Raw genomic sequence first — 26022 nt, forward strand, 5'->3', positions numbered from 1 at the left:
GCCGCCCGGGCAACGGTTACCATCGGAAGCCCATCCGCAGGAGCCATCCATGCCCACCGCCGCCGTCTGCGCCACCCTGTGCACTGCATTGCTGGCGACCCCGCTGCTGGCGCTGGCCCAGAGCGCGATCCTGCCGCAGCAGCGCGATGCCGCCGGCAACGTGATGGAGCCGCTGGGACAGGTACTGATCGCGAGTGAGACTGGACCGTCGGGGCTTTATGACTGCACGCGGGACGGCAACTGGTGCGTACGCGTGCAGCCGGTTGCCGAGGAGGGTAACCGGCCGACCGTGCTGGAAGTGCTTGAGAAGGCACCGGGCCAGGGCAAGCCGCACACCTACCACGTCAGCATCGACGTGCCGCAGGAAAGCGAGCTGTCGCTGTGGCCATGGATCGTGAGGCTGGCCCCTGGCGTGGGCAGCGATGAACCGGTGACCGACCCGCAGCAGCGCGCCCGCCAGAATGTGCTGGTGGGTGGCATCGTCAAGTTCAGCACCATGTACTCCGGTGGAGGTGCCGACGCGTCCACGCTGCAGCTGGCACGCGTGCGTCACCTGCAGGACGACATCCAGGTGGACGACGACGTGCTGACCGTGCCATGGCTGGGCAATGCGATGATCCGCGCCTGTTTCAGCGAGCAGGACATCAAGCAGCGCGCCGGTGCCTGCCACGACGAATACGGGTTCTCGGCGAAGCTGGCGCTGGATACGGTTGCCGAGGGCATGCCAGTGCTGCGCTACCAGACCGTGGCGACCCGGTACCCGGCCGGTGTTTCGCGCTTCGAGGATTCGCTGGCCAGGGGGGCGCTGAAGAAGCAGGATCTGCGCATCGAACAGGACCCGGCGTGTACCTACACGCGGCTGTTCCGCTTCGGGGCGGGCATGTTCCACCCGGACCAGGCACTGCCGGACTGTGCCGGCTATACCGAACCCTGAATTGTAGAGTCGACCGATGCTCGACGGGTCTTCGGATGGGCGGCGCGAAAAGCCAGTCGAGCATGGCTCGACCCTACAAATGCGGTGGTGGCGCTTACTCGCAGCGCGTGGACGTGATGACGTTGTCCTTGTCCACGAACACGCGCAGGCGGTCCTGGCGGATGTCCTTGGTGGTGATGGTGCTGGGGCCGATCGGGTTGACCAGGCCGGCACCACTCTCGCGGGACAGGCGGCGGATGTTGGGCTCGTTGGCCGGCTGGCCGATCGCCCAGCCCAGCTGGCTGGCGTCGCAGCGGCCGCTGCCTTTGACTTCCGGGCCAGGGGTGCTGACGCAGGCCGACAGCAGCAGGGCAGAGGCCGGCAGCAACAGGGACAGACGGAATGCAGACATGCGAGCGCTCCTGCGCAGGGGAAGATGGCGGGAACGATAGCACCGAGCGTGCGAAAGGCGTCAGCACCCCGGTCATTGCCGGCACAGCGTGGTCATTGCATAGTGGGAGCAATGGCTGGCAATACGCCAGCGGGCAGGCCGGGCCTTTCCGGCGCAGGTGTTGGATACGGTATGACGGCAGGCAGTTTCCGCGGCAAGGACAAGACGATGACGGCGCTGGTGTTGTCGTTGCTGGGCGTAGCGTTTGCCGCCTCCGCTGCCGATCCGGAACCCGCGCCGGTCGAAACCCCGGTATTCGGTGCCTGGCGCAACCTGCAGACCGAATCCGGCTACGCACCGGCCCAGCGTAACCTGGCCTTCGCCATGCTGCCGCAGGCGGCCACCCGCGGTGACCGTTTCGCCATTCTTGACCGCGAAGGCAAGCGCACGGTGTGCTGCCTGCAGGTGGCCAGCCCCTCGCTGGGCGTGGCCGCGCTGCGCGAGCAGTACCACCTGCCGCAGGCCTGGGTGACCGACCTGAGCAATGGCCGCAGCCCCGCACGTCCCTATGTGCCGCACGTCTATGCGATGCAGCGGGTGGACGAGCTGGCCGACTACAGCTTTGCCGATGTGCCTGGCGCCTACAGTGACCTGGGCGGGCTGCTGATTCCGGAAGGTGCCGCGCTGGAGGCCGACGGCAGCGCCGTGCGCCTGGGGGACACCCGCTACCCGCTGCATTTCCAGCGCCAGCCGCACGCCGATGACGATGGGGCGCTGGACCGCTACAGCCTGCAGGCCGGCGAGGGTGCCGCCCCGATCGTGGTTGAAGTGCCGTTCGGCACCTACTGATTGCAGCTTCGCACTGGCTAGAATGCAGCGCGGTGCTGTCTGCCGTGCCTGCTCCGTGAGTCGTTGCCGTGTCCCTGCGCCCCTTCCTGCTGTCGTCCCTGCTGCTGTTGTCCGCCTGTGCCAGTGCGCCGCCGCCGCCGGCCCATTCCGATGCATTGTGGCGATTGATCGAACGTGACTGCCGGGGCGCCGAAGGTCCACGCGGCGACTGCCTGCACGTGGAGACAGCCGCAGACCGCCGCGATGTGCTGGTCAAGGATGCGCACGGCGACTACCAGTTCCTGCTGATGCCGCTGGACAAGGTCAGCGGTATCGAGAGCCGCAGCCTGTACCAGCGTGGTGCACCGAACTACTTCGCTGCCGCCTGGCAGGCGCGCAGCCACACCGAACAGGCCCTGCGGCAACCACTGCCGCGCAACGTCGCCAGCCTGGCGTTGAACTCGCCGCACGGCCGCTCGCAGCACCAGCTGCATATCCACGTGGATTGCCTGCGCGCCGACGTGCTGCAGGCGCTGGACACGCATGCTGCCGCCCTCGGCAGCCGCTGGGCACCGCTGCCGGTCCTGCTGCGCGGCCATCAATACCAGGCACGCCTGCTGGCGGGCGCGGAACTGACCGCCAATCCGCTCAATCTGCTGGCTTACGACCTCGCAGGCGTGGACGACGTTGGTCAGTGGAGCCTGGTCGTGGCCGGCCGGGACGCCGTGCAGGGCGGCCCGGGCTTCATCCTGCTGGCGACCCGGGTGGACGCCGGCACCGGCAACGAGGCCAGCGCCGAAGAACTGCAGGACCACGCCTGCTCGGTGCTGACCGGCGCAGGCGACGCGTTGGAGCGGGTCCGCTAACCCGGTGGCTGCTGGCGGCTGCGCCAGACCGGTGCAGTCAGCGCCAGCAGCTGGCGATCCTGCCAGCCATCCAGATCCAGATGATGGTCGCGCAGCAGGCCTTCGTGCTCGAAGCCGAAGGCGTGCAGCGCAGTGGCGAACGGGTCACTGCAGTCCGGTGGCAGCATCACGAACAGGCGGTGCACGCCCACATCCTCGAACAGGAACGGGCACAGCGCGCGCAGCGCTGCATCCACGTGCGGGTGCCAATGCTGCAGCGACAGCAGCTCGGCGCAGCGCGTATGCAGGGACTGCAGGCGGACATGCAGCTGGTCCAGGACAGTGCCGTGCTCGTCATCGAACACACCCAGCAGCAGCTGGTCGTTGTCCTGCTCCAGCCGCGAGCGATGCATGTGGGCAAGGAAGCGGGCTTCTTCGTCGATACCGGCCGGATGGCGGCGGCCGCGCCGGCGGCGGTCATCGAACAGGCGCCAGCGCGGCAGGTCGGTACGCTGGAACGGGCGCAGGGTGACCGGTGCGGCCTGCAGCTGCAGCAGGTGACGGCGCAACACCGGGCGCAGCGGGGGGAGGGGGGATGTGGGGTACGGGGTCATCATCCCCGGAACGATGGCAATGCCCGGTTCGCCAGACCATTCAAAAGATTGCAAAAACGCGACGACCACCGGGCGGAGCCTGATTCGGTTCAGGCATAAGTCCATCAGGGCTGGTCATTTCCGTTGAAACCATCCATTCAGGACACTTTTGTTACGGGATCGTTATGCGCCGCGCAGGCCTCCGGTCCCATACCACCCGTCCAACTCCCCCAGGAAGCCCATGTCTGCCTCCCACAAGGCGCTGCGCCCGCGTCCGCTGGTGCTCGCGCTGTCGTCCCTGATGCTGGTCTCGTCGCCGGCCTTCGCGCAGGAAAGCGCACCCACCTCATTGCAGGAAGTGAAGGTCACCGGCTCGCGCATTCCGCGCGCCAGTGTCGAAGGGCCGTCGCCGGTGACCGTGATCAGCCGCGAGCAGATCGACGCGCAGGGCTACCGCAACGCGTTCGACGCGCTGAGCGCCCTGACCGAAAACACCGGCAACGTGCAGGGTGAGGACTTCGGCAACACCTTCACTCCGGCCGCCAACACCATCAACCTGCGCGGGCTGGGCCCGAACCGCACGCTGGTGCTGGTCAACGGACGCCGCCAGGCCGACTACCCGCTGGCCTACGAGGGCTCGGTGAACGTGGTCAACCTGGCCAACATTCCCAGTGCGCTGATCGAGCGCATCGAGGTCTTGGCGGCCGGTGCGTCGGCGGTGTATGGCTCCGACGCCATCGCCGGCGTGGTCAACATCATCCTCAAGGACCGCTTTGAGGGTGTGGACGTGAACGTGCGGGCCGGCGGCACCCAGCAGGGCGGTGGCGACAACCAGCGCGCGCAGGTGGTTGGTGGCAGTTCCGGCGAGCGCTGGGATGCGCTGTTCGGCTTCGAGTTCGATGTGCGCAAGGCGATCCATGCGCGCCAGCGCGATTTCATGGACTCGCTGGATGATGACCCGGCTGGCAAGGCGCCGCAGGCGACCGCGATCGCGTATCGCCGCAACGCCGCGACCGGTCGCAACATCGATCCGGGCGCCAATGGCTGCGACGCGGCGTCGGATATCTATGGCGGCAGCGTGTTCCGTGCCTTCAACCCGCGCCAGGGCTGGTATTGCGGCAGCAACGAGGCCGCCGCCAGCTACTGGACGGTGCAGACCGAGAAGCGCAACCTCAACGGCTACGGCCTGCTGACCTTCCACGTCAACGAGACCACCGACCTGTTCGCCGATCTGGCCGTGGGCAGCGCACGCATCACCAACAACACCCGTGCGCCCACCTGGACCTCGGCCCGCAACTACTTCTACAACCAGACCACCGGCAACCTGGAAAGCTGGTACCGCCGGTTTGCGCCCGAGGAAATCGGTGGCCTGCCGCGCAATGCCAACCGCTTCCTGGAAAACTCGTGGTCATTCAACGTCGGCGCGCGCGGCCAGATCGGCGACAGTGGCTGGGACTATGAGGCGGTCTACAGCCGTTCGCGTTACGAGAACCGCACCCGCCGCCCGGTGCTGCTGGCCGGTATCAACGAATACCTGCTGGGCCCGAAGCTGGGCGTGCGCAATGGCGTAGAGGTCTATGCGCCGGATCCCGCGCGCCTGTTCCAGCCGCTGAGCCCGAACGAGTACCAGAGCCTGTCCGGCTACCAGGAGAGCCGCAACGCGGCGTGGCTGCAGACCGTCAGCGCCAGCGTCAACGGCCGGCTGTTCGCACTGCCCGGTGGCGACGCTGCGCTGGCCGCGGTGGTCGAAGCTGGCAACCAGGGCTATCGCAATCGACCGGACCCGCGACTGGGCACCGGTGAATTCTGGAACACCAGCGCCGGTATTGGTGCCGGTGGCGAGCGCGACCGCTATGCTGCCGGCGTGGAGCTGCAGCTGCCGTTGCTGCAGTCGCTGACCACCACCCTGGCCGGGCGCTATGACCAGTACCGAGCCGGTGGTGAGCACATCGGCAAGGCGACCTGGAGCTTTGGCGTCGAGTTCCGCCCGATCGAGAGCCTGCTGATCCGTGGTACCGCTGCCACCAGCTTCCGGGCGCCGGACATGAACTACGTGTTCGCGACCGAGACGCGTGGTTACAACCCGGGCATGACTGATTACTGGCGCTGCCGCACCGCAGGCCAGTCGTATGACAACTGCGACTACAACGGCCTGTCGATCGATTACAGCAACCGTGCCAACCCGCAGCTGCAGCCGGAATCGGCCAAGTCGTATGGCTTCGGCGTGGTCTGGTCGCCGGCGGCTGGCCTGGATTTCAGTGCCGATTACTACGACATCCGCATCGACAACGAGGTGACCAGCCTCGATACCAGCCGCATCCTGCGCGACGAGGCCGATTGCCGGTTGGGAAAGACGCTGGGCGGCGAAGCGCGTGACATCGGCTCACCGCTGTGCCAGGACGCGCTGTCGCGTGTGATCCGCAACCCGTCCAATGCAACCGTGCAGCCGGACCAGGTGACCCGTGTGCTGATCAATCCGATCAACGCCGCCTCTGAATCGGTTCGCGGCCTGGACCTGAAGGGCAACTGGCGTTTCGATGCCGGTCGCTATGGCCGCTTCACCACGCGCCTGGCCTACACCGTGGTGCTGGAGCACAAATACCGGCAGTTCTCCGATGATCCGGAGCGTGACATCCGCAATTCGCTGGATGACTACCAGTGGCGCAGCAAGGCCAACGGCAGCATCACCTGGAACCAGGGTGACTGGACCACCACGCTGTACGGCAACCGCTTCGGCTCGCTGCCGAAGACCGATGGCAGTGGCCGCATCGCGCCGTACATGACGTACAACGCCAGCGTGTTCCGCCAGTTCGGCGAGAACCTGTCGGTGGGCGTGATCGTCAACAACCTGCGTGACAGCCGCCCGCCGGCGGACAAGAACGGTGGCGGCTGGCCGTTCTACCCGGTCGGCAACTACGACCCGTATGGCCGCCAGTACTGGGTGCAGCTGGACTACCGGTTCCGCTGATCCGGCAGGCGAACGAAAGGCCCGGCATTGCCGGGCCTTCTGCTGTGTCGATATCCGCCGTGATGGCGCGCGCCGCTCGCCTAGGGCAGTGCCTGCTGCAGGTACGACTCGATGACGTAGCTGAAAGGCTGCTGCTGGCGGTCGCGCAACAGGGCACGCACCTCCAGGATCACGCCGCGGTCGCCTTTGCCCCGCGGCGGCCAGAACGTCTGGTCGGCCAAGGTCTGGCGCTGGAAACCGAGCGGGCCGACCACGCGACCGAACGGTTCATCGGTGCTGTCCAGCACCTGGTTCATGGCCGGGCTGAGGTGGCCGGGCAGGTACCAGTTGTCGGCCTCGGACAGTACGCGGCTACCGCAGACCAGCTGCACGCGGCGATAGCGCAGGTCGGTACCCGGCTTCACGCCCAGCGCCTGCAGCACGTCGGTGGGGGCAGGCTTGTCCTGGCCGTGTACGCGCACTGCACGCACCCGCGCCTGTTCGGCCAGGCCGTGTTCGGCACACCAGTGTTCCAGCGTGGCGGTGGCGCTCTGCCCGGACAGCACGCGCTGGTGCAGGCGCTCGACCAGCGCTGCCGGGGCGATGCGCTGCTGGCCCGGCGGTGACTGCAGCGGCGCGGCAGCCGCTGCATCGGTGGCGGACAGGCTGGCGATCGGGGCGGCGGCAAGCAGGGACGCGGCCTGCCAGCGGCGGAGACGATCGTGGCGGTCGGACGGGCCCATGCGGCATCACAGCGGAAACAGGCGCCCATGTTACCCGTTCAGGGGTGTGCACGGCGTGGCTGCGACCGGTTGTCGCAGGGCAGTCATCGTTCTGGTGAATGCGTGCCATCCAGATATTTCGTTGGCCGATGGCTGCGGCGAGGCGCACGATGGCGCCATTCTTGGCATTCCGGGAGTTCCCGATGAGCCTCCAGTTCGTCCATGGCGGTGTCGACCGCGACGGTGCGCCACTGCATTTCCATATCCGTGATGGCCGCATCAGCGGGCTCAATGGCGAGGCCACGCCCGTCGAAGGGGCGGAATGCGTCGACCTGCAGGGCTTCGCGGTGCTGCCCGGGCTGATCGACGGCCACATTCACCTCGACAAGAGCTTCGTCGGCGACCGTTGGCACCCGCACCAGCCGGTGAACAGCCTGCGTGAGCGGCTGGCGGTGGAGAAGGCGGCGGTGGCGGGTGCGGCACCGATGGTGGACCGTGCCGAGGCGCTGATCCGCCAATGCAGTGCTTTCGGTACGGTGGCGATGCGCTGCCATGTCGATATCGACGGCAGCACCGGTCTCGGCCATCTCGAAGCGGTGCGCGAGGCGGCACTGCGCTGCGCCGACATCATGCGGATCCAGCTGGTGGCGTTTCCGCAGGCCGGGGTGATGTCCTGTCCCGGCACCGCCGCCGTACTGGAGCAGGCGCTTGCCGCGGGCGTGGAGGTGCTCGGCGGGATCGACCCGACCACGCTCGATGGTGATGCCGAAGGCCAGCTGGCGCTGCTGTTCGGCCTGGCCGAGCGTTACGGCGTGCAGCTGGACATCCATCTGCACGAGCCCGGCCAAACCGGCCTGGCCCAGCTGCTGCGCATCGCGGCGCGGACGCGGGCCGCCAGCCTGCAGGGGCGGGTTGCGGTCAGCCATGCCTATTCGCTGGGCGAAGTGCCGCTGGCGCGCGCGCTGCAGGTGGGCGAAGCACTGGCCACGGCGGGTGTGGCGATCATGAGCAACGCGCCGGGCGATCATCCGTTCCCGCCGCTGCGCGCGCTGCATGATGCCGGTGTGCGCGTGTTCGCAGGCAATGACAACATCCGCGACTGCTGGTGGCCGTATGGCAATGGGGACCTGCTGCAGCGCGCGATGTTGCTGGGCTACCGTTCCGGGTTCTACACCGACGCCGACCTGATGCTGGCGCTGGACATGGTCACCACCCACGCCGCGCAGGTGATCGGCCTGCCGCAGCATGGCATTGCCGAAGGCCGGCCGGCGACGTTCGTGGCCGTGCGTGCCGAGCACGGCCCGGCCGCCGTGGCCGGAGTGCCGGTGGAGCGCCGCGTGATGGTCGACGGCCGCTGGCTGTAGATCCACGTCATGGCGTGGATGGCACCGTCGCGTGGTCTCATTCATCCACGCATGGCGTGGATCTACCCCGATGTGCCGTCAGGCGTAATCGTCGGCGCGGGTGGCGACGAATTCCTCAAGCCACGCAAGCAGGTGGGCGATGTCGATGATCTCGCCCTGCTCGGCGCGCTTGAGCAGCAGCGTGCTGGCGCCGATCTGCAGGCTGCTGTTGGCATAACGCAGCACCGCGTCGATGCCCCAGGCATCGGTGACCTGCATCCAGGCCAGGCCCGGCACGCGCTGGGCCAGGGTGTCACCGAATGCCACGCCCAGCGCTTCCCAGCCATCGCAGTCGGCACGATCGATCAGCTCGGCATCGACCACGCGCTGCAGTGTGCTGGCCGCCAGCGGCCACTGCACCGGCAACGTCGGGAAGCCGGCCGCCACGCGCGCGGCGATCAGCGAGCGCTGGTGCTGCAGATGCGTCTGCAGCGCCGCAGGCAGCGGATCGAAGCGGGTAGGGATTTCATCGGACATGGCAGGGCGCCGTGGGGCACGGAAACAACAGGCACTCTACGAGGCGATTGTTGCCCGCTATACGGCCGGAGTGACCATGTTTCGATGCGTGATGCGCGAAAGGCATCCACGCAAGGCGTGGATCTACTGTGGTCAGTCCGGTTCGCGTTGCACCTGCCGCCACAGCTCGCTGGCCAGTGCGCGCACGGCATCATCGGCGTCCGCGCGATGCAGCAGGCCGATCTCGTAGTTGTCGATCACCGGCAGCTCGCGCTCTCCATCGATGATGCGGTGCTCGCGGCTGACCGCGCGGCGCGGCAGCAGGCTGATGCCGATGCCATCGGCCACCGCGCCCTGGATGCCGCTCAGCGACGAGCTGGTGAAGGCGATGCGCCAGCGCAGGCCCAGCGCTTCCACGGCATGGATCATCTCGTCGCGGTACAGCCCGCGCGGGGGGAAGGTGACCAGCGGCAGCGGGTCCTGCTGCAGGCAGCTGCTGCGCAGGCTGTCGATCCAGTGCATCGGCTCGCGCCGGCAATGCACCGCCTGGCGGCTGTTGCGGCGTTGCTTGACCAGCACCAGGTCCAGCTCGCCGTGGTCGAAGCCCTGCGCCAGATCGCGGCTGAGGCCGCTGCTGATCTCCAGCTTCACCTGCGGGTGGCGACGGCTGAAGGCGGCCAGCATACGCGTGGTCTGTGCGTTGACGAAGTCCTCGGGAACACCGATGCGGACCGCGGTCTCCACCGTTGCACCGGCCAGCGCCTGCGCCATTTCCTCGTTCAGGTCGAGCATGCGCCGCGCGTAGCCGAGCAGGGTGTGGCCGGCATCAGTGGGGTGCACGTCGCGATGGCCGCGTTCAAGCAGGCGATGCCCGGCCAGTTCCTCCAGCCGGCGCACCTTCTGGCTGACCGTGGACTGGGTCGAATGCAGGCGCGTGGCCGCCGTGGTGAAGCTGCCGCAGTCGGCCACCATCACCAGCGCCCGCAGCAGGTCCAGTTCGAACAGGGTTCTATTCGATTTGGCACTGTCTTGCATTTGAACATTTCACTTCTGGATACCCAGGCCGACTTCTACCATGCAGGGCAGGGGCCGGCAACGCCCGGCTGTTGCTACCGTCGCACGGCGTTCCGTGGCGACGGACATGAGGAGACACTGTCATGCGCGTCCATCATTCCGCTGGCTGGCCTGCGCCGTTCACGCGCGTGCTGCTGTTGTGCCTGCTGGCCATGGTCACCCCCGCCTGCACCGCCACGTCCAGGGCCGACGCAGACGCGCGCCTGCAGGATGCTGCCAGCCGCGGCGACGCCGATGCGGTGCGACAGGCGATCGAGGATGGCGCCACGCTGGAGGCGCGCGATGGCCAGGGCCGCACCGCGCTGCTGCTGGCCACGCATGGCAACAACGTGGATGCCGCGCGTGAGCTGATCGAGGCCGGGGCAGACGTCAACGCCAAGGACGCTTTGCAGGACAGCGCCTACCTGTACGCCGGTGCGCGCGGCCTGGACGAGATCCTGGCGATGACCCTGGCGCATGGCGCCGATCTGCGCAGCACCAACCGCTATGGCGGCACCGCGCTGATTCCGGCCGCCGAGCGCGGTCACGTCGCCACTGTGCGCACGCTGCTGCGGGCCGGTGTGGCGGTGGACCATGTCAACCGGCTGCACTGGACCGCGCTGCTGGAAGCGATCCTGCTTGGCGATGGCGGTGCGCGCCAGGTGCAGATCGTGCAGCTGCTGCTGGAGGCCGGTGCCGACCCGGAGCTTGCCGACGGCGACGGCGTGACGCCGCTGGCGCACGCGCGCCAGCGCGGCTATACCGGAATTGAATCCCTGCTGCGCCAGCACGGCGCGGTGCGCTGAGCCGCAACCCCTTCCACCCGCACGCTAGGCGTGCCCACCAGGATGCTGTCCATGTTCCGTTCCCGTCCGTTGTCCCTTGCCATCCTCTTTGTGGTGGCGCCGCTGTCGGCATCTGCTGCCGAGCGCGCCGACCTGCTGATCCGTAATGCCACCGTGGTCGACGTCGAGCACGCCAGTACCCTGGCTGGTCAGAGCGTGGTGATCCGCGGCGACGACATCGTCGCTGTCGGCCCGGACGCGCAGCTGCGCAGCCAGTGGAGCGCGACCCGCCAGATCGATGCCAAGGGCAAATACCTGATCCCGGGGCTGTGGGACATGCACGTGCACTTCGGTGGTGGCCCCGCGCTGATCGAAGAGAACAAGGCACTGCTGCCGCTGTACATCGCGCATGGCATCACCACGGTGCGTGACTGTTCCGGCGATCTGCCCGAGCAGGTGCTGCAGTGGCGTGGCGAGATCGCCAAGGGCACCCTGTTCGGCCCGCGCCTGCTGAGTTCCGGCGCGAAGATCGAAGGCATCAAGCCGGTCTGGAAGGGCACGATCGAAGTGGGCAGCGAGGCCGACGCCGACAAGGCAATCGCCCGCCTGCAGCACGACAAGGTCGATTTCGTGAAGATCACCGACAGCACGCTGAAGCCGGAACTGTTCCTGTACTCGGCCAGTGCCGCGCGCAAGGCCGGATTCAAGGCGTCGGGCCACATCCCGATGGCGCTGACCGTGGAGCAGGCGGTCGATGCCGGCCTGGCCTCGATCGAGCACCTGGACTACGCGTTCAAGGCCGGCAGCAAGGACGAGGCGCAGATTGCCGCCGACTTCGGAGCTGGCCGCATCGACCGTGCCGAAGCCAACCGCCGCCTCGACGCCAGCTTCGACCGTGACACCGCAATGCGGGCCTACCGTGATTTCGCCAAGCGTGGCGTATTCGTGACCCCGACCCTCAACGGCGGTCGCATCCTCGACTTCCTCGACCAGGATGACCACGCCAACGACCCGTACCTGGCCTACATCGGCCCGGGCCTGCGCGCGACCTACCAGTGGCGCGTGGACCGCGCGGCGAAGGCGACGCCGGCGCAGATCGAAGCGCGCCACGCGCAGTACCACCAGGTGGCCGCCGTGCTGCCGCTGCTGCAGGAAGCGGGTGTGACGATCATTGCCGGTACTGATGCGGGCTTCCTCAACTCGTTCAACTTCCCGGGCATCGCCCTGCACCAGGAACTGCAGCTGTTCGTGAAGGAAGGCCTGAGCGCACCGCAGGCACTGTCGGCCGCAACCCGTTCCGGCCCCGCCTGGTTCGGCCAGATGGACCGTTACGGTGGTGTCGCGCAGGGCAAGGCCGCCGATCTGGTGCTGCTGACCGCCAACCCGCTGCAGGACATCGCTGCCACCGAGAAGATCGACAGCGTGATCCTGCGCGGCAACGTGTATGACCGCGCCGCGCTGGACAAGATGCTGGCCGACACCAAGGCCAAGGTCGCGGCGTGGAATGCCGAGGCGACGAAGGCCAATTGATGGTGCGGCCGGTGACCTAGCGCGGCGCCGGCCGCATGCCGTGCAGCTGCGGTAGTGCGGCCTTCATCGCATCGATGAAGGCGCGCAGCCGCGGCGGCTGCTGGCGCGCTGCGGGAAATACCACGTGTACCGGCAGTGGCGGTGCCTGCCAGTCCGGCAGCAGCTGCACCAGCCGCCCTTGTGCGAGGTCGTCGGCCACCAGCCAGGCCGAGACCACGGCCGCTCCCAGCCCGGCACATGCGGCCTGCTGCACCACGAACAGGTTGTCGCTGAGCAGGCGCGGGCTGATCGAAAGGGTATGCGCGTGCCCCTGCGCGTCATGCAGCAGCAGTCGTTCGCGGTAGTAGGTGACCAGCGAGATCCACGGCAGTGACTGCGCCTGCTCCGGCGTATTGACTGCCGTGGCGTCCACCAGCGAGGGCGCCGCCACGACGATGCGCGGTACTTCGGCCAGTGGCAGCGCGACCATGCGCGGTTCGTCGACCGGGCCCACCCGCACCGCGCAGTCGATGCCTTCTGCAATGAAATCCGGACGCCGATCTTCAAGGATCCACTCCAGGCTCAGCTGCGGATGCCGGGCGAGGAATGCGAGCATGGTCGGCAGCAGCTGCGCCTGGCCGAAGGCATGCGGCACCATCACCCGCAGACGGCCGCGCAGTGTTTCCGGCTCGCCGTGGAGTTCGGCCTGCAGCGACTCCCATTCGTCGACCACGCGTTGCGCATGGCGCTGGCAGCGCAGGCCATCCTCGGTCAGTTGCAGGCCATGGGTGGAGCGCAGCAGCAGGCGCAGGCCGAGCTGCCGCTCCAATGCCTGCAGGCGTCGGCTGACCGTTGGCTGGGTGGTGCCCAGCTGCACGGCCGCGGCAGACAGACTGCCGGCATCGACGATGCGCAGGAAGGTGCGCAGCAGATCCAGGCGATCCGCGCCGGTGGCGAGGTCGTTCATGCGTATGGCGTATGAAGAATATGTAATGAAGCCTACTACAGACGTTTGGCGAATACCGGCAGGATACGTCCACTTCCTCCACCGGACTCCCCCATGTCTATCCCTTCGCTATCCGTCGCCGCCGCGCCCGCGACCGCACCCTCCACCCCGCTGGTGCTGGCAATGGCGGCCGGCGCCGGCTTCTCGGTCGCCTCCCTCTACTACAGCCAGCCGATGCTGGGCCTGATCGCCCAGGACCTCGGCGCAGGCGAGCGCGCCGCCGGCCTGGTACCGACCCTGACCCAGCTCGGCTATGCACTGGGCATCCTGCTGCTGGCACCGCTGGGCGACCGCTTCGACCGTCGCACCTTGATCCTGTTGAAGTCCGCGTTGCTGGCGCTGGCACTGGGCGCCGCAGCGATGGCCGGGCACCTGCCCGGGCTGCTGATGGCCAGCCTGCTGGTCGGGCTGATGGCCACGCTGGCGCAGGACATCGTGCCGGCCGCTGCGGCGCTGGCACCGGATGCACAGCGCGGGCAGATCGTCGGCCGGGTGATGACCGGCTTGTTGCTGGGCATCCTGTTGTCGCGCGTGGTCAGTGGTGTGGTGGCTGAAGCGTGGGGCTGGCGCACGCAGTTTGTGCTTGCTGCAGTATCGGTGGCGGCGATGGGTGCCGTGATGGCGCGCGCGCTGCCGCGTTTCGCACCGACCAGCACGCTGCGCTATCCGGCGTTGCTGGGCTCATTGCTGGCGTTGTGGCGCGAGCAGCCGCAGCTGCGCCGTGCGGTGGCCAGCCAGTCGCTGCTGGCGGTGGGTTTCAGTGCAATCTGGTCGACGCTGGCGCTGATGCTGCATGCTCGTCTGGGCCTGGGCAGTGCGGCGGCGGGTGCGTTCGGTATCGCCGGTGCGGCCGGCGCACTGGCTGCGCCGTTTGCAGGACGTTTCGCCGATCGCCTGGGTTGCCACGCGGTGGCGCGGCTGGCGATCGCAGTGGCGCTGCTGGGTTTCGGGCTGCTGCTGGCCGAAGCCTGGTTGCCGGCCGCTGCGCTGCTGCCGCTGCTGGTGGTGAGTGCGCTGCTGTTCGACTTCGGTTTCCAGTCGGCGCTGGTGGCGCACCAGACGCTGGTCTATGGCCTGGTGCCGCCGGCCCGCAGCCGCCTCAATGCGCTGCTGTTCACGGGTATGTTCATTGGCATGGCCGCCGGTGGCGCGTTGGGCAGCCTGGCGCTGGCACAGTGGGGGTGGCACGGCGTGGCCTGGCTGGCGGTGGTGTGTGCGGGCGGCAGCCTGCTTCTACGTTTGAAGTAAGGGGTGGTGTTCGGCAGGGCTTGCAGCTCTGCACCTGCTGGAGGCAACAGCAACGGCGGGGTTTCTGTAGGTGGGCGGGGTGGGTCCGGTTGCGGGGGACGCCGTAAACCCCGCTTCGCGGTCCGGCCCAGCCGCTGGCGGCTGTGCGTTCGGGCGCTTGCGAAGCAGTGCTTCGCAAGCAAAGCGCCCTCACCCATCGGGGCTTGGCCGCGGCATCCATGCCTCGGACACCCCCGCAACCGGACCCACCCCGCCTTCGACAGTTTCCTGCGGTCTGTTGGAACGGCTCTTGGGGTCAGATCCGTTTTCCGGAGGAAAACGGATCTGACCCCTGATTGATTTCGATATCTGACCGCTTTCAGCCACGCGTGGCGTGGATCTAGCGTGTCGACCAAGGTCGACACCTACCAACAGCCATCGGAATCTGTCAGAGGTGGGGCGGTGTCGGAGTGCGGGGTGTCCGCGGCATGGATGCCGCGGCCAAGCCCCCAAGGATGGGTTCACGGCGTCCCCGCACTCCGACACCGCCCCGCCATCTCACGGAAAGCCCGCTTTTGCTGTTGAGGTTGCCGGCCCGCGGCCGGCACTACCGTGGGTGCAGGGCCGCAGGCCCTGCCGAACACTCCCTAATCGTGGCCGCTGTCGTCCAGGCTGATGATGCCGCGCCGCAGCGCCTGGGTCACCGCGTGCGTGCGATCGCCCACGCCCAGCTTGTCCATCAGGCTCTTCATGTGCGCCTTCACCGTCTGCTCGGAAATCTGCATGCGCTCGCCGATGCGCTTGTTCGACAGGCCACCGGCCACGTGCCGCAGTACTTCGGTCTCGCGCGGCGACAACCGGTCTTCCACCACATGCGCGGCGATGCTCGCCGCCACCGCTGGTGGAATCGGCGCGCGCCGGCCGCCCGCAACCATGCGGATCGTGTCGACCAGCTCGTGGCGCAGCATGTCCTTCAGCAGGTAGGCGCTGGCGCCGGCCTGCAACGCCCGCACCGCACGTACGTCACCGCGGTAGGTGGTCAGCACGATGATGCGCGCGCGCGGGTCCATCGCGCGGATCCGCACGATGGCTTCCACACCATCCAGGCGGGGCATCTGCAGGTCCATCAGCACCACGTCCGGCTGCAGCTGCTGGTAGCGTGCGATGGCTTCCTCGCCGTCGGCGGCTTCACCGAGCAGGCGCAGATCGGGTTGTGCGCCCAGCAGGGCGGCCAGGCCGTCACGCAGCAGCGGGTGGTCGTCGACCACCAGTACGCCGATCGGGGCAGGGGTTTCAGTCATGGCTCGTTCTACTCCAGGGCCAGCGCCAACGCGATGGGCGGCGGTGATACAGGCGACGGGCGGGAACCGCCAGCGCGACCTCGGTGCCCAGCCCGGGGCGGGTCCACAGCTGCAGTTCCGCGCCGAGGCGCTGGGCGCGCTCACGCATGCCCTGCAGGCCCCAATGGCCATGGCCGGCGTTCTCGTCGGCGATGCCCACGCCATCATCGCGCACGTGTAGAAGGAAGCACCGCGTGCCGTAGGACAGCTCCACTTCGATGGCGCTGGCATTGGCATGGCGCAGCGCATTGCGGATCGCCTCGCGTCCGATCAGGAACACTTCCTCGGCGGCATCGGCCTGCAGTGGTGGGGGGCTGCCTTCCACGGTCAGGCGCAGCGGATTGGTGCCGTGCCCGGCATACTCGGCGTGCACATCGGCCAGTGCCGAAGCGAGGTCGCGACCCGCGAACGGCCCCTCGCGCAGCGCATTGACCCGCTCGCGGCCCTCGGCCAGGTTGCGCTCGGCCAGCTGCATTGCCGACTCCAGCTGGCTGCGCACCGGCTCGGGGGTCTGGGGTGACTGGCTGATCGCATGCAGGCGCAGGATCAGGCCTTGGCTGCCCTGCAGCAGGGTGTCGTGCAGGTCGCGCGCGATGCGTTCGCGTTCGCCATTGCGTTCCTGCAGGCGCGCACGAAACAGCGCGGCCAGCTGCCCGCTGCGGATGCGTACCGCCAGCACCAGTAGTGCGAGCACGGCGGCGGTGCACAGCAGTTTGAACCACACGGTCTGGATGAAGGTAGGCGCGATGCGGAAGCTGCGGCTGGCCGGTGCGGTGCTCCAGATGCCGTCCTCGTTGGCCGCTTCCACCTCGAACCGGTAGTTGCCTGGCGCGAGGTTGGTGTAATACGCGCGGGTGCTGCTGCCCGCGTCCTGCCAGCCATCGTCAACGCCGGACAGGCGATAGCGATAGCGGTTGCGTTCCGGGCGTGCCAGCGACAGCGCCACGTAGTCGATCTGCAGCTGGCTGGTGCCGGCCGGCAGGCGCAGGCCGTCCCGCAGTGGTTGCTGTTCGCTGCCATGCAGCACGTCGCCGATGCGCACGCTGGGAGCCATCGCATTGACGTGCGACCGGGTGGTGTCCAGCCAGGCCAGGCCCTGGTTGGTGGCCAGCCATAGCAGGCCGTCGTCGGCCAGCACGGCGGTGGGGATCGGTCCGCTCTGCAGGGCGATGCCCGGCATGCCATCCACCGCATCGAACAGGCGTGGCGTCACCGGCTGCCCGGTACGCAGCGCCCGCCGCAACTGATCGCTCCCCAACCGGACCAGGCCACGACTGCCATTGAGCCACAGGTGACCGTGCGCATCGGCAACCATGCCGGTGATGCCCTCCAGCACGCCGGCCATGTCGGTGTTGACCGGCATGAAGCGGCCATTGCCGAGGCGGGCGGCCAGCCCGGCCTCACCGGCCACCAGCAACAGGTCCTGGTGGTGCAGCAGCGCGGTGACCGGGCCGACCAACAGCCCGTGGTTGGCATCGAAGGTTTCGATGCGGGTCGCGCCCATGCTGCGCAGCCGGCCGTCGGCATAGCCGAGCAGCAGCTGGCCATTGGCATCCAGCGCCAGTGATGAGCAGGCCTGTTCGGGCAGGCGCGTTTCGCGCTGCCACTGGCCGTGCAGATAGTGCAGCACGCCACGTTCACCGGTGCAGACCCAGGCCTGGTCGTCATCGGCGAACAGCAGGGCATGCAGCGGTTGCCCGGTGAAGGGCTCGGGCAGCGGAATCAGCGTGGTGTGGCCGGCCACCGTGCGTGCCAGGTTGACCCAGTCGAACTGCCAGATCGGCGTGGGCGCCCGGCGCGCGGCCGCCTGCAGTTGTGCGGCGCTGCCTTCCAGCAGTGGCCGGCGCAGGTCGTACGGCTTGAGGTCCTCGCCGTAGCCGTACACACGCCCATCGCTGGCCCGCACCAGCGAGCGATAGGGATCACTGGGGCCGACCGCCAGCGTGTGCACGCTGCGCACGCGGAAGCGGTTGAGGCCCAGATTGGTGCCGACCCAGAGATTGCCTTCGCGGTCGGCGATGATCGGCACGGCCGAGGTGGCGGTCAGCCCGTGCGGCGAATCGAAACGCTCCATGCGCACGGCGCGGCTGCCGTCGAACGTGACCCGGGCCACACCGCCATGCGGGCTCATCGTGGCCCATAACGCGCCGTCGGCAGTGAACTGCAGGCGTGCGGCGACCAGGTCCGGCAGGCGTCGCGCTTCGCGTTCGCTGTCCGGCAGCAGGCCCTGCGCATTGGCCAGCGGCGAGGTGCCGCGCACACGGTCGGCCAGCCAGACTTCGCCCTGCGGGCTCTCGGTCAGCGTCGCCATCTGGGATACAGCAATGCCGGTGTCCTCGAAACGCGGTTGGCCTGCAGGACGCATCCAGATCCTGAGGTTGGCCAGTACCCAGAAGGTGCCACGGCTGTCGTGCAGCACCCATTGCACGCGGTGTTCCGGAACGCCCGTGTCTGCGGGCAGCGGCTGCCAGCGCTGGCCATCGAACTCGCGCAGCCCTCCATTGATGGCTGCCCACATCCGGCCGTCTCGGTCCTGGCTGAAGTGCGGTACCACGCCAACCGGCACGCCCTGGCCGCGGCCGTAGTTGTACAGCTGGCCGCGCGCGAACTGGCTGATGCCTGCCTGGAAGTAGCCGATCCACAGTGCGCCATCGGCGCTGTGTTCCAACGTGACCATGTTGGTGGACGGGTAGCGGGTGCCAGCCGGTGGCGCCTGCCGTTCGAAGCGACGTCCGTCGAATCGGTACAGGCCCGAACCGGTAGCCAACCACAACAGGCCGTCACGGTCCTGGCTGATGTCCCAGATGTCACCGGGTGCACCCTGGCCGACCCGCCAGGCGGTGTGTTCGTAGCCGGGCAACCCGCTGCTCACGGCCGGCCGCTGCACGGCGAGGGCGGGCAGGGCGGTCCACAGCAGCAGGCACGCCAGCAGCGCCGGCAGGCGACGCAGGAACGGGAAGGGGCGGCGGTGCATGGCGCGCATTCTGGCAGGTGCGGGGCAGCCGCGGGTGACCCGAACGGGGTAGGCGCCTGGTGCCGTGGTCGGCTATCACGCCGGCATGTCCTGTGGAGTCCGGCCATGCAGCGCCTGTTCGTGATGTTCCCCGACCGCGGGCCGGGCATCGGCCTGCTGTGGCTGCGGCTGTGCGTGGCCGCTGCATTGTGCACGCCGGGCACGCACGCGGGCTGGCTGTCGGCGCTATGCCTGCTGGCGGTGGTGATGCTTGCACTGGGCATCTTGACGCCGCTGGCGGTAGTGCCGGCAACACTGGGCCTGTATGCACAGGCACTGCCGTGGCCACTGGTGGTGTTGCCGCTGGCCTTGCTGGCGCTGGGCCCTGGCGCCTATTCACTCGATGCGCGGTTGTTCGGGCGCCGCCTGCTCGGCCGTCGGCCTCCCCCATTCGGGTAGGTGCTGGCCTCGACCGACGGGGGTAGGGCATCACGCAGGGGTCACGCACCATGGGGCATCTCTTCGCGGCGTCCCGCATGGCCACCATCCTTCCGCCTGATCCGCCCGCCGCTTCACTGGCGCCGCAGCAGGTCGCCGCATTGCAGCGTGCATTGCGCTATGTCGATGAACACCTGTCACAGCCGCTGCGGGTCACCGAACTGGCGGCCGTCGCCTGCGTCAGTCGCTTCCATCTGGTGCGCCTGTTCCGCAGCGGTACCGGCGCCAGCCCGCTGCGCTATGTACGCCGTCGCCGTATCGAACGTGCGCGCCAGCTGTTGTCGGCCCAGCACCTGCCGATGTCCTGCCTGGCGCAGCAGCTCGGCTTCTTCGACCAGAGCCATTTCGTCCGCAGCTTCCGCGCCGAGACCGGCTGCAGCCCCGGCCAGTACCTGGCCGGCGATGCGGCCCTGTTGCTTCCCCCTGATCGTGTTTCCAACGGAGTCCACCCATGAGCCTTGCCACCGCCACGCCCGCCCCGGCCCTGTTGTCGCCCACCGACCATGCCCTGGTGCTGATCGACTTCCAGTCACAGATGGCATTCGCTACCCACACCATCGACATCTCCGCGCTGCGCAACAACGTGTCGTTGATCAGCAAGGGTGCCAAGGGCTTCAATGTGCCGGTGGTGCTGACCACGGTTGCAGAAGCGTCGTTCTCCGGCCCGATGTTCCCGGAACTGCCGCAGATCTTCCCAGGCCAGCCGGTGTTCGACCGCACCTCGATGAATACCTGGGAAGACCGGGCGGTGATCGACGAGATCAACCGCATCGGCAAGCGCCGCCTGGTGCTTGCCGGCCTCTGGACCAGCGTCTGCATCGTCGGGCCGGCGCTGTCGGCGCTGGCGCAGGGTTTCGAGGTCTACGTGATCACCGATGCCTGCGGCGATGTCAGCGAAGAAGCGCACGAGCGTGCGATCACCCGCATGGTGCAGGCCGGCGCGGTGCCGATGACCAGCGTGCAGTACCTGCTCGAACTGCAGCGCGACTGGGCACGCGGTGGAACCTACGACCTGACCACCGGCATTGCCCGCGACCATGCCGGCGGCTACGGCATCGGCATCCAGTACGCCAAGCGCATGTTCGGCGCGCAGGAAGGCGGGCACTGAGCATGCTGGCTGGCCATGGCCTCGACCTGGCCCTGCTGATGCTGCGCGTGGCGGCAGGAGGCTTCCTGCTGCCGCACGCACTGGGCAAGCTGTTCGGCTGGTTCGGTGGACCGGGGCTGTCCGGCTTCGCTACCGAGCTGCGCGGCTTCGGGCTGCCAGCGGTGGCACCGTTGCCGCTGTTGCTGGCCCTGCTGCAGGTGCTGTCCGGGCTGGCCGTGCTGCTGGGATGGCAGACCCGCATCGCCGCGCTTGCAGCGGCTGCTTTCATCGGCTTCACCGTCCTGTTGGCCCTGCCCAGGGGCTGGTTCTGGATGCGCGGTGGCAGTGAGTACCCGTTGATGTGGACCACGGTACTGCTGGCCATCGCGCTGGCCGGGCCCGGCACCTGGGCACTGGACGTCCACCGTCTTCCGGGAGACCTCGCATGAGTCACGATCCCCGAGATCACGGCCGCCGCAACGTGCTGCTGGCCAGCGGCGCCGCTGTTGCGCTCGGTCTGGCCGGCCGTGCCGGTGCCGCACTCGATTCCACTTCCAAGGAGCGTCGCATGAGCACGCTGGTCATCCGCAATGCCCGCATCACCACCCTCGACCCGCAGCAGCCGCATGCGCAGGCGCTGGCCGTGCAGGAAGGCCGCATCGTCGCCGTCGGCAGCGACGAGGAGATCATGCGTGGCTGGGGCAACGAAGCGACCTTGATCGATGCCCAGGGCCGGCGCCTGTTGCCCGGCCTCAACGACAGCCACACCCACCTGATCCGCGGCGGCCTGAACTACAACCTGGAACTGCGCTGGGACGGCCTGCGTTCGCTTGGCGACGCCCTGGACATGCTGAAGGCCCAGGTCGACCGCACGCCCGCACCGCAGTGGGTACGCGTGGTTGGTGGCTTCACTGCCGCGCAGTTCAACGAGAAGCGCTTGCCGACCCTGCAGGAGCTCAACGACATCGCGCCGGATACACCGGTGTTCCTGCTGCACCTGTATGACCGCGCACTCCTCAACCGTGCCGCGCTGCGCGCCTGCGGCTACACCAAGGACACGCCGGATCCGCCGGGCGGGCAGATCGTGCGTGACTCGCTGGGCAACCCGACCGGGCTGCTGCTGGCCAAGCCGAATGCGTTGATCCTGTACGCGACGCTGGCCAAGGGACCGCGCCTGCCGATCGAGTACCAGGCGAACTCGACGCGCCACTTCATGCGCGAACTGAACCGGCTTGGCATCACCTCGGTGATCGACGCCGGCGGTGGCTTGCAGAACTATCCCGAGGATTACCAGGTCATCGAACAGCTGCACCGCGATGACCAGCTGACGGTGCGCATTGCCTACAACCTGTTCACCCAGAACAAGGGCAAGGAAGTGGATGACTTCCGTGGCTGGAGCGAGATCCTGCAGCCGCGCCAGGGCGATGACCTGCTGCGCCACAACGGTGCCGGCGAGATGCTGGTGTTCTCCGCCGCCGACTTCGAACTGTTCAACGAGCCCCGCCCGGAACTGCCGCCGGAGCTTGAGCCGGAACTGCACGACGTGGTGAAGCTGCTGGTCGAGAAGCGCTGGCCGTTCCGCATCCACGCCACCTACGACGAGAGCATCACCCGCATCCTGGATGTGTACGAACAGGTCAACCGCGAGGTGCCGTTCGATGGCCTGCACTGGTTCATCGACCACGCCGAGACCATCACCCCGCGCAACATCGAACGCATCCGTGCGCTGGGTGGCGGCATTGCCGTGCAGCACCGCATGGCCTACCAGGGCGAAGCCTTCGTCGAGCGCTATGGCGTGCAGGCCGCGCGGCACACACCGCCGGTCAAGCGCATGCTGGCCGAAGGCGTGCCGGTCGGTGCCGGTACCGACGCCACCCGCGTGGCCAGCTACAACCCGTGGGTGGCGTTGTCCTGGCTGGTGACCGGGCGCACCGTGGGTGGGCTGGCCCTGTATGGCGAGGAAAACCTGCTTGAACGCGAGCAGGCCCTGCGCCTGTGGACCCAGGGCAGCGCCTGGTTCTCCGGCGACGAAGCGGTGAAGGGCACGCTGAAAGCCGGTCAGCTGGCTGATTTCATTTTGCTCTCGGCCGACTTCTTCCGCGTGGATGACGCGCAGATCGCCGACATCACCAGCGTGCTGACCGTGGTCGGCGGACGCATCGTGCATGCAGATGCCGACTATGCAGGGCTGGCGCCGCAGCTGCCGCCGGCGATGCCGGACTGGTCGCCGGTCAACCGGTTCGGTGGCTACCACGTCGGCGGTGCCGCCCCCGGGTTGGCCACCGCCCATCGCCACCATCACGGCGTGGCCTGCAGTACGCATGGCGCTCACGGTCACGCCGCACAGCATGCGGCGCCCACCGATGACCTGACCGCGTTCTGGGGCGCGATGGGATGCTCGTGCTTCGCGTTCTGAGCCTGGCGCTGCTGACCGTGCCATCGCTGGCGCTGGCGTGCGGGGGTGGCCGCTGCACTGACGCCGGTGACGGCCAATTGCAGTGGGATGCGTCACTGCGCCTGCGTGGCCTGTACTACGATCCGACGCGGTTCGGTATCGGTGGCAGCGAAGATGGCCATGGCCTGCTGCGTGCGCTGGCCTCGGCCACCTATGTGGAGGACCGCTGGCAGGCAAAGCTGCAGCTGGGCGTGCATGCCGAGAATGGCAAGGCCGGCGGCCCGGGCCGCACCGACCGCAGCGCATTGGACGTGCAGCAGGCGTACTGGCGCTGGCAGCGCAGCGGCTTCCACCTGCAGCTCGGTCGGCAGGAAGCCGGCTACGGAAGCTCACGGCTGTTGTCGGTGCGCGATGGGCCGAACATCCGCCTGGCCTTCGATGGTGCGCGCCTGGGCTGGAAGGGCCGCCTCGGCACGCTTGATCTGATGGCACTGCGACCGGTGCAGAACCGGCCGGGCGCCTTTGATGATCGAGGGGAACACGGTGCCCACCTGTGGGGCGCCTACGCCACCACGGCACGCGGGCAGGGCGCGGGACAGTGGGACCTGTATCTGCTCGACTATCGCCGCGAGGGTGCGCGCTTCGCGGCGGGCTCCGGCATCGAACGCCGGCAGACCGTGGGTACACGCTGGTTCGGCCAGGCCGGTGCACTGGACTGGAACAGCGAGCTGGTGGCGCAGGGCGGTGAACTGCGAACGGCCGTCGGCACGCTCGATATCCGCGCCTGGACGCTGGCCACCGATACAGGGTGGCGCTGGGCGGAGCTGCCGCTGCAGCCGCGTCTGGGGCTGAAGGCCGACATCGCCAGTGGCGATGGCAATCCGCGTGACGGCCGCCTGGAGACCTTCAATGCACTGTTCCCGAAATCGGCCTACTTCAGCGAGGCCAGCCTGCTGACCCCGGCCAACCTGATGGACGTCCAGCCGACCCTGACCCTGCGCCTGCACGACACGGTGACGACGGAGCTGGGCGTACAGATGGCCTGGAAGCATCGTCGCGCCGACGCGGTCTATACCACGCCGGCGCCGTTGGTGGCGTTGCCAGGCAGTGCCGGTGCTGCGCGCCGCATCGGTAATCAATACAAATCCGAAACCTGCTGGCAGGCCAGCGAACACTGGCAATGGCAGCTGCAGCTGGCCTGGGTCGATGCCGGTCCTGCGCTGAAGCAGGCCGGTGGCCAGGACACGCTGTTCGCCTCGATCGTTGGAGCATGGCAATGGTGAACGCAAGCGCGTCGCAACCCCCCGTACAGGCCGCAGGCGCCTGGTCCCCGCTGAAGATCCAGATGTTCCGCTCGATCTGGCTGGCGATCCTGGCCAGCAACATCGGCACCTGGGTCAATGACGTGGCGGCCGCCTGGGTCATGGCCGAACGTACCGGTTCGCCGTTGATGGTGGCGCTGGTGCAGTCGGCCACCACGGTGCCGATCGTGCTGCTGGCACTCGCCGCCGGAACGCTGGCCGACATCGTCGATCGCCGCAGGTACCTGTTGGCGACCCAGGGCTGGATGCTGCTGGTCGCGGCCGTGATGGCGGCGCTGACTGCGATGGACATGCTGACTCCGCAGCTGCTGGTACTGCTGACCTTCTGCATGGGTTGCGGTGCAGCGATGGCAATGCCGGCGCAGGCAGCGATCGTCTCCGAGCTGGTGCCGCAGCCGATGCTGGCCTCGGCGGTGGCGCTGAACTCGATCGGCATCAACATCGCCCGCTCGATCGGCCCGGCCATTGGTGGCGTGATCGTGGCGCAGCTGGGTGCGGTGTGGGCGTTCGGCTTCAATGCCATCACCTTTGCCGCGATGCTGTTCGTGGTGTGGGGCTGGAAGCGTGATCCCAAGCAGTCCAGCCTTCCGCCGGAAGGTTTCGGTGCCGGGTTGAAGGCGGGCCTGCGCTATGCCAGCCGCGCTGGACGCCTGCAGGCCGTGCTGATCAAGTCGGTGGGCTTCTTCTTCTTTGCTGCGGCGATGAATGCACTGCTGCCGGTGGTGGTACGCGGCCAGATGCAGGGCGGGGCGGGGCAGTACGGCATGCTGCTGGGCTGCATCGGTATCGGTGCCGTAGGTGGTGCCTTGCTGCTGCCGAAGCTGCGCGCGCAGTTGGATCGCGACCTGCTGGTGCTGCTGGCCACGCTGTCGCTGGCGCTCAGCCTGGTCGGGCTAGCGCTGACCCGCAGCTGGTACGTGCTTCCGGCTGTGATGCTGGTCAATGGCTTCGCCTGGATCACCGTGCTGTCGTCGCTGCAGATCGCCGCGCAGACGGCGGTGCCGGCATGGGTACGTGCGCGTGCGCTGGCGCTGTACATCATGGTGTTCTCGGCAGGCATGGCGGCCGGTGGCCTGAGCTGGGGCGCGCTGGCACAGCGCACCTCGCCGGAGCTGGCGTTGCTGGTGGCTGCCGCAGGTGCGGTGATCGGCGGACTGCTGGTGTGGCGCGTGCGGATTGCTGGCACCGAGGATCTGAACCTGCGTCCGGCCGGGCACTGGCCCGCACCCGAGCTGTCGGTGCCGGTGTCGAACGATCGCGGCCCGGTGCTGGTCACCATCGAGTACCGCATCGACGGTGCTGATCGCGCCGCGTTCCAGTCGCAGATGCGCGCGCTGGGCACGATCCGCCGCCGCGATGGCGCGGTGGTCTGGGGCGTGGTCGAGGACGTGGCCAGTCCAGGCATCCACCTGGAGTATTTCGTGACCCCGTCGTGGCTGGAGCACCTGCGCCAGCACGAACGCATCACCGCTGATGACAAGGCCATCCAGGAAGTGTTGCGGGAGCTGCATCGCGGTGAGCGTGCACCCGTGGTGCGTCACTTCGTGGGTGGGCATGACCCGCTGCCTGCCGCTGTGCCGCATCACCACACCGACATCTGACCCGCCGGTGGTAGAGCCGGCCGCTGGCCGGCTGCGCGTGATCACGATGGGTGATGGGGTTGCCGGCCAGCGGCCGGCACTACCGAAGCAAAGGCGGTTGACCCGCCGGTGGTAGAGCCGGCCGCTGGCCGGCTGTGCGTGATCACGA

23 protein-coding genes are annotated in these 26022 nt (G+C 68.1%); 15 read left to right on the plus strand and 8 right to left on the minus strand.

The annotated features are described in order from the left end of the window. Positions 1-49: 49 nt before the first annotated feature. Positions 50-934 (plus strand): hypothetical protein, encoded by an 885-nt coding sequence (locus AC5P68_RS16470; protein WP_231522385.1) that lies wholly within the window; start codon positions 50-52, stop codon positions 932-934. Between the two features lie 94 nt (positions 935-1028). Here AC5P68_RS16470 and AC5P68_RS16475 read toward each other — a convergent pair whose 3' ends face one another. Further along, the gene (locus tag AC5P68_RS16475) at positions 1029-1325 is read right to left on the minus strand and encodes a hypothetical protein (protein WP_005410030.1); all 297 of its coding nucleotides are present in this window, start codon (positions 1323-1325) and stop codon (positions 1029-1031) included. 171 nt (positions 1326-1496) lie between these two features. On the opposite strand from AC5P68_RS16475, the gene AC5P68_RS16480 reads away from it, so the two are divergent. Together AC5P68_RS16480 and AC5P68_RS16485 are read left to right on the plus strand one after the other, a co-directional pair. Further along, the gene (locus tag AC5P68_RS16480) at positions 1497-2153 is read left to right on the plus strand and encodes a hypothetical protein (protein ID WP_044570435.1); all 657 of its coding nucleotides are present in this window, start codon (positions 1497-1499) and stop codon (positions 2151-2153) included. Between the two features lie 68 nt (positions 2154-2221). After that, positions 2222-2998 (plus strand): CDP-diacylglycerol diphosphatase, encoded by a 777-nt coding sequence (locus AC5P68_RS16485; RefSeq protein ID WP_005413766.1) that lies wholly within the window; start codon positions 2222-2224, stop codon positions 2996-2998. Here the strand turns inward: AC5P68_RS16485 and AC5P68_RS16490 are convergent. After that, positions 2995-3594: a GNAT family N-acetyltransferase gene (locus AC5P68_RS16490; RefSeq protein ID WP_049403499.1), complete on the minus strand. Its 600-nt coding sequence runs from the start codon at positions 3592-3594 to the stop codon at positions 2995-2997. The two genes, AC5P68_RS16485 and AC5P68_RS16490, sit on opposite strands and share 4 nt — an antisense overlap. A 217-nt stretch (positions 3595-3811) precedes the next feature. Between AC5P68_RS16490 and AC5P68_RS16495 the strand changes: the two genes are divergently transcribed. Beyond that, positions 3812-6538: a TonB-dependent receptor plug domain-containing protein gene (locus tag AC5P68_RS16495; RefSeq protein ID WP_049403498.1), complete on the plus strand. Its 2727-nt coding sequence runs from the start codon at positions 3812-3814 to the stop codon at positions 6536-6538. Positions 6539-6618: 80 nt separating this feature from the next. Here the strand turns inward: AC5P68_RS16495 and AC5P68_RS16500 are convergent, their stop codons facing one another. Further along, positions 6619-7260, minus strand: coding sequence for a hypothetical protein (locus tag AC5P68_RS16500; RefSeq protein ID WP_033833898.1), 642 nt, complete (start codon positions 7258-7260; stop codon positions 6619-6621). A 182-nt stretch (positions 7261-7442) separates the two neighbouring features. On the opposite strand from AC5P68_RS16500, the gene AC5P68_RS16505 reads away from it, so the two are divergent. Then, positions 7443-8603: an amidohydrolase family protein gene (locus tag AC5P68_RS16505; RefSeq protein ID WP_049403497.1), complete on the plus strand. Its 1161-nt coding sequence runs from the start codon at positions 7443-7445 to the stop codon at positions 8601-8603. Between the two features lie 78 nt (positions 8604-8681). Here the strand turns inward: AC5P68_RS16505 and AC5P68_RS16510 are convergent, their stop codons facing one another. Together AC5P68_RS16510 and AC5P68_RS16515 are read right to left on the minus strand one after the other, a co-directional pair. Then, complete coding sequence (locus AC5P68_RS16510; protein ID WP_049403496.1) at positions 8682-9119, minus strand: DUF3806 domain-containing protein; 438 nt, start codon at positions 9117-9119, stop codon at positions 8682-8684. A gap of 132 nt (positions 9120-9251) precedes the next feature. Then, entirely contained in the window at positions 9252-10133 is an 882-nt protein-coding gene (locus tag AC5P68_RS16515) for a LysR substrate-binding domain-containing protein (RefSeq protein ID WP_033833894.1), read from the minus strand. A gap of 122 nt (positions 10134-10255) precedes the next feature. Between AC5P68_RS16515 and AC5P68_RS16520 the strand changes: the two genes are divergently transcribed. Beyond that, the gene (locus AC5P68_RS16520; protein ID WP_049403495.1) at positions 10256-10957 is read left to right on the plus strand and encodes an ankyrin repeat domain-containing protein; all 702 of its coding nucleotides are present in this window, start codon (positions 10256-10258) and stop codon (positions 10955-10957) included. A gap of 51 nt (positions 10958-11008) precedes the next feature. Continuing rightward, positions 11009-12466, plus strand: a complete 1458-nt coding sequence (locus tag AC5P68_RS16525; RefSeq protein ID WP_049403494.1) for an amidohydrolase family protein — start codon at positions 11009-11011, stop codon at positions 12464-12466. Positions 12467-12482: 16 nt separating this feature from the next. Here the strand turns inward: AC5P68_RS16525 and AC5P68_RS16530 are convergent, their stop codons facing one another. After that, the gene (locus tag AC5P68_RS16530) at positions 12483-13412 is read right to left on the minus strand and encodes a LysR family transcriptional regulator (RefSeq protein WP_049403493.1); all 930 of its coding nucleotides are present in this window, start codon (positions 13410-13412) and stop codon (positions 12483-12485) included. A gap of 93 nt (positions 13413-13505) precedes the next feature. Between AC5P68_RS16530 and AC5P68_RS16535 the strand changes: the two genes are divergently transcribed. Then, on the plus strand, positions 13506-14699 hold the full coding sequence (locus tag AC5P68_RS16535) for an MFS transporter (RefSeq protein WP_049403492.1): 1194 nt from the start codon (positions 13506-13508) through the stop codon (positions 14697-14699). A gap of 626 nt (positions 14700-15325) precedes the next feature. Here the strand turns inward: AC5P68_RS16535 and AC5P68_RS16540 are convergent. After that, complete coding sequence (locus AC5P68_RS16540; RefSeq protein ID WP_005413756.1) at positions 15326-15979, minus strand: response regulator; 654 nt, start codon at positions 15977-15979, stop codon at positions 15326-15328. Then, positions 15972-19001 carry a sensor histidine kinase gene (locus AC5P68_RS16545; protein ID WP_049402835.1) on the minus strand — a complete coding sequence of 1010 codons (3030 nt, stop codon included), beginning with the start codon at positions 18999-19001 and terminating at the stop codon, positions 15972-15974. The genes AC5P68_RS16540 and AC5P68_RS16545 overlap by 8 nt, the downstream gene beginning before the upstream one ends. Before the next feature lie 96 nt (positions 19002-19097). Between AC5P68_RS16545 and AC5P68_RS16550 the strand changes: the two genes are divergently transcribed. The 7 genes from AC5P68_RS16550 (at position 19098) to AC5P68_RS16580 (ending at position 25874) form a co-directional block, all read left to right on the plus strand. After that, entirely contained in the window at positions 19098-19430 is a 333-nt protein-coding gene (locus tag AC5P68_RS16550; RefSeq protein ID WP_049402834.1) for a hypothetical protein, read from the plus strand. Between the two features lie 50 nt (positions 19431-19480). Continuing rightward, positions 19481-19924 (plus strand): helix-turn-helix transcriptional regulator, encoded by a 444-nt coding sequence (locus AC5P68_RS16555; RefSeq protein ID WP_049402833.1) that lies wholly within the window; start codon positions 19481-19483, stop codon positions 19922-19924. After that, the gene (locus AC5P68_RS16560) at positions 19921-20577 is read left to right on the plus strand and encodes a hydrolase (RefSeq protein ID WP_049402832.1); all 657 of its coding nucleotides are present in this window, start codon (positions 19921-19923) and stop codon (positions 20575-20577) included. The genes AC5P68_RS16555 and AC5P68_RS16560 overlap by 4 nt, the downstream gene beginning before the upstream one ends. Positions 20578-20579: 2 nt before the next feature. After that, complete coding sequence (locus AC5P68_RS16565; protein WP_005410009.1) at positions 20580-21005, plus strand: DoxX family protein; 426 nt, start codon at positions 20580-20582, stop codon at positions 21003-21005. A 119-nt stretch (positions 21006-21124) separates the two neighbouring features. Further along, positions 21125-22972 (plus strand): amidohydrolase, encoded by a 1848-nt coding sequence (locus AC5P68_RS16570; protein ID WP_174842225.1) that lies wholly within the window; start codon positions 21125-21127, stop codon positions 22970-22972. After that, positions 22951-24234, plus strand: a complete 1284-nt coding sequence (locus tag AC5P68_RS16575; protein WP_049431584.1) for an alginate export family protein — start codon at positions 22951-22953, stop codon at positions 24232-24234. The genes AC5P68_RS16570 and AC5P68_RS16575 overlap by 22 nt, the downstream gene beginning before the upstream one ends. Beyond that, a complete protein-coding gene (locus AC5P68_RS16580) occupies positions 24228-25874 on the plus strand; it encodes an MFS transporter (RefSeq protein ID WP_044570429.1) in 1647 nt (548 codons plus the stop codon). The genes AC5P68_RS16575 and AC5P68_RS16580 overlap by 7 nt, the downstream gene beginning before the upstream one ends. Positions 25875-26022 lie beyond the last annotated feature (148 nt).

Source organism: Stenotrophomonas sp. YJH_SMC_58, from assembly GCF_059369635.1.

Excerpts from the sequence above, each read along its gene's own strand:
- AC5P68_RS16470 (WP_231522385.1), top strand. The coding sequence starts at position 50 with ATGCCCACCGCCGCCGTCTGCGCCACCCTGTGCACTGCATTGCTGGCG.
- AC5P68_RS16475 (WP_005410030.1), bottom strand. The coding sequence starts at position 1,325 with ATGTCTGCATTCCGTCTGTCCCTGTTGCTGCCGGCCTCTGCCCTGCTG.
- AC5P68_RS16480 (WP_044570435.1), top strand. The coding sequence starts at position 1,497 with ATGACGGCAGGCAGTTTCCGCGGCAAGGACAAGACGATGACGGCGCTG.
- AC5P68_RS16490 (WP_049403499.1), bottom strand. The coding sequence starts at position 3,594 with ATGATGACCCCGTACCCCACATCCCCCCTCCCCCCGCTGCGCCCGGTG.
- AC5P68_RS16495 (WP_049403498.1), top strand. The coding sequence starts at position 3,812 with ATGTCTGCCTCCCACAAGGCGCTGCGCCCGCGTCCGCTGGTGCTCGCG.
- AC5P68_RS16500 (WP_033833898.1), bottom strand. The coding sequence starts at position 7,260 with ATGGGCCCGTCCGACCGCCACGATCGTCTCCGCCGCTGGCAGGCCGCG.
- AC5P68_RS16505 (WP_049403497.1), top strand. The coding sequence starts at position 7,443 with ATGAGCCTCCAGTTCGTCCATGGCGGTGTCGACCGCGACGGTGCGCCA.
- AC5P68_RS16510 (WP_049403496.1), bottom strand. The coding sequence starts at position 9,119 with ATGTCCGATGAAATCCCTACCCGCTTCGATCCGCTGCCTGCGGCGCTG.
- AC5P68_RS16515 (WP_033833894.1), bottom strand. The coding sequence starts at position 10,133 with ATGCAAGACAGTGCCAAATCGAATAGAACCCTGTTCGAACTGGACCTG.
- AC5P68_RS16520 (WP_049403495.1), top strand. The coding sequence starts at position 10,256 with ATGCGCGTCCATCATTCCGCTGGCTGGCCTGCGCCGTTCACGCGCGTG.
- AC5P68_RS16525 (WP_049403494.1), top strand. The coding sequence starts at position 11,009 with ATGTTCCGTTCCCGTCCGTTGTCCCTTGCCATCCTCTTTGTGGTGGCG.
- AC5P68_RS16530 (WP_049403493.1), bottom strand. The coding sequence starts at position 13,412 with ATGAACGACCTCGCCACCGGCGCGGATCGCCTGGATCTGCTGCGCACC.
- AC5P68_RS16535 (WP_049403492.1), top strand. The coding sequence starts at position 13,506 with ATGTCTATCCCTTCGCTATCCGTCGCCGCCGCGCCCGCGACCGCACCC.
- AC5P68_RS16540 (WP_005413756.1), bottom strand. The coding sequence starts at position 15,979 with ATGACTGAAACCCCTGCCCCGATCGGCGTACTGGTGGTCGACGACCAC.
- AC5P68_RS16545 (WP_049402835.1), bottom strand. The coding sequence starts at position 19,001 with ATGCGCGCCATGCACCGCCGCCCCTTCCCGTTCCTGCGTCGCCTGCCG.
- AC5P68_RS16550 (WP_049402834.1), top strand. The coding sequence starts at position 19,098 with ATGCAGCGCCTGTTCGTGATGTTCCCCGACCGCGGGCCGGGCATCGGC.
- AC5P68_RS16555 (WP_049402833.1), top strand. The coding sequence starts at position 19,481 with ATGGGGCATCTCTTCGCGGCGTCCCGCATGGCCACCATCCTTCCGCCT.
- AC5P68_RS16560 (WP_049402832.1), top strand. The coding sequence starts at position 19,921 with ATGAGCCTTGCCACCGCCACGCCCGCCCCGGCCCTGTTGTCGCCCACC.
- AC5P68_RS16565 (WP_005410009.1), top strand. The coding sequence starts at position 20,580 with ATGCTGGCTGGCCATGGCCTCGACCTGGCCCTGCTGATGCTGCGCGTG.
- AC5P68_RS16570 (WP_174842225.1), top strand. The coding sequence starts at position 21,125 with ATGAGCACGCTGGTCATCCGCAATGCCCGCATCACCACCCTCGACCCG.
- AC5P68_RS16575 (WP_049431584.1), top strand. The coding sequence starts at position 22,951 with ATGCTCGTGCTTCGCGTTCTGAGCCTGGCGCTGCTGACCGTGCCATCG.
- AC5P68_RS16580 (WP_044570429.1), top strand. The coding sequence starts at position 24,228 with ATGGTGAACGCAAGCGCGTCGCAACCCCCCGTACAGGCCGCAGGCGCC.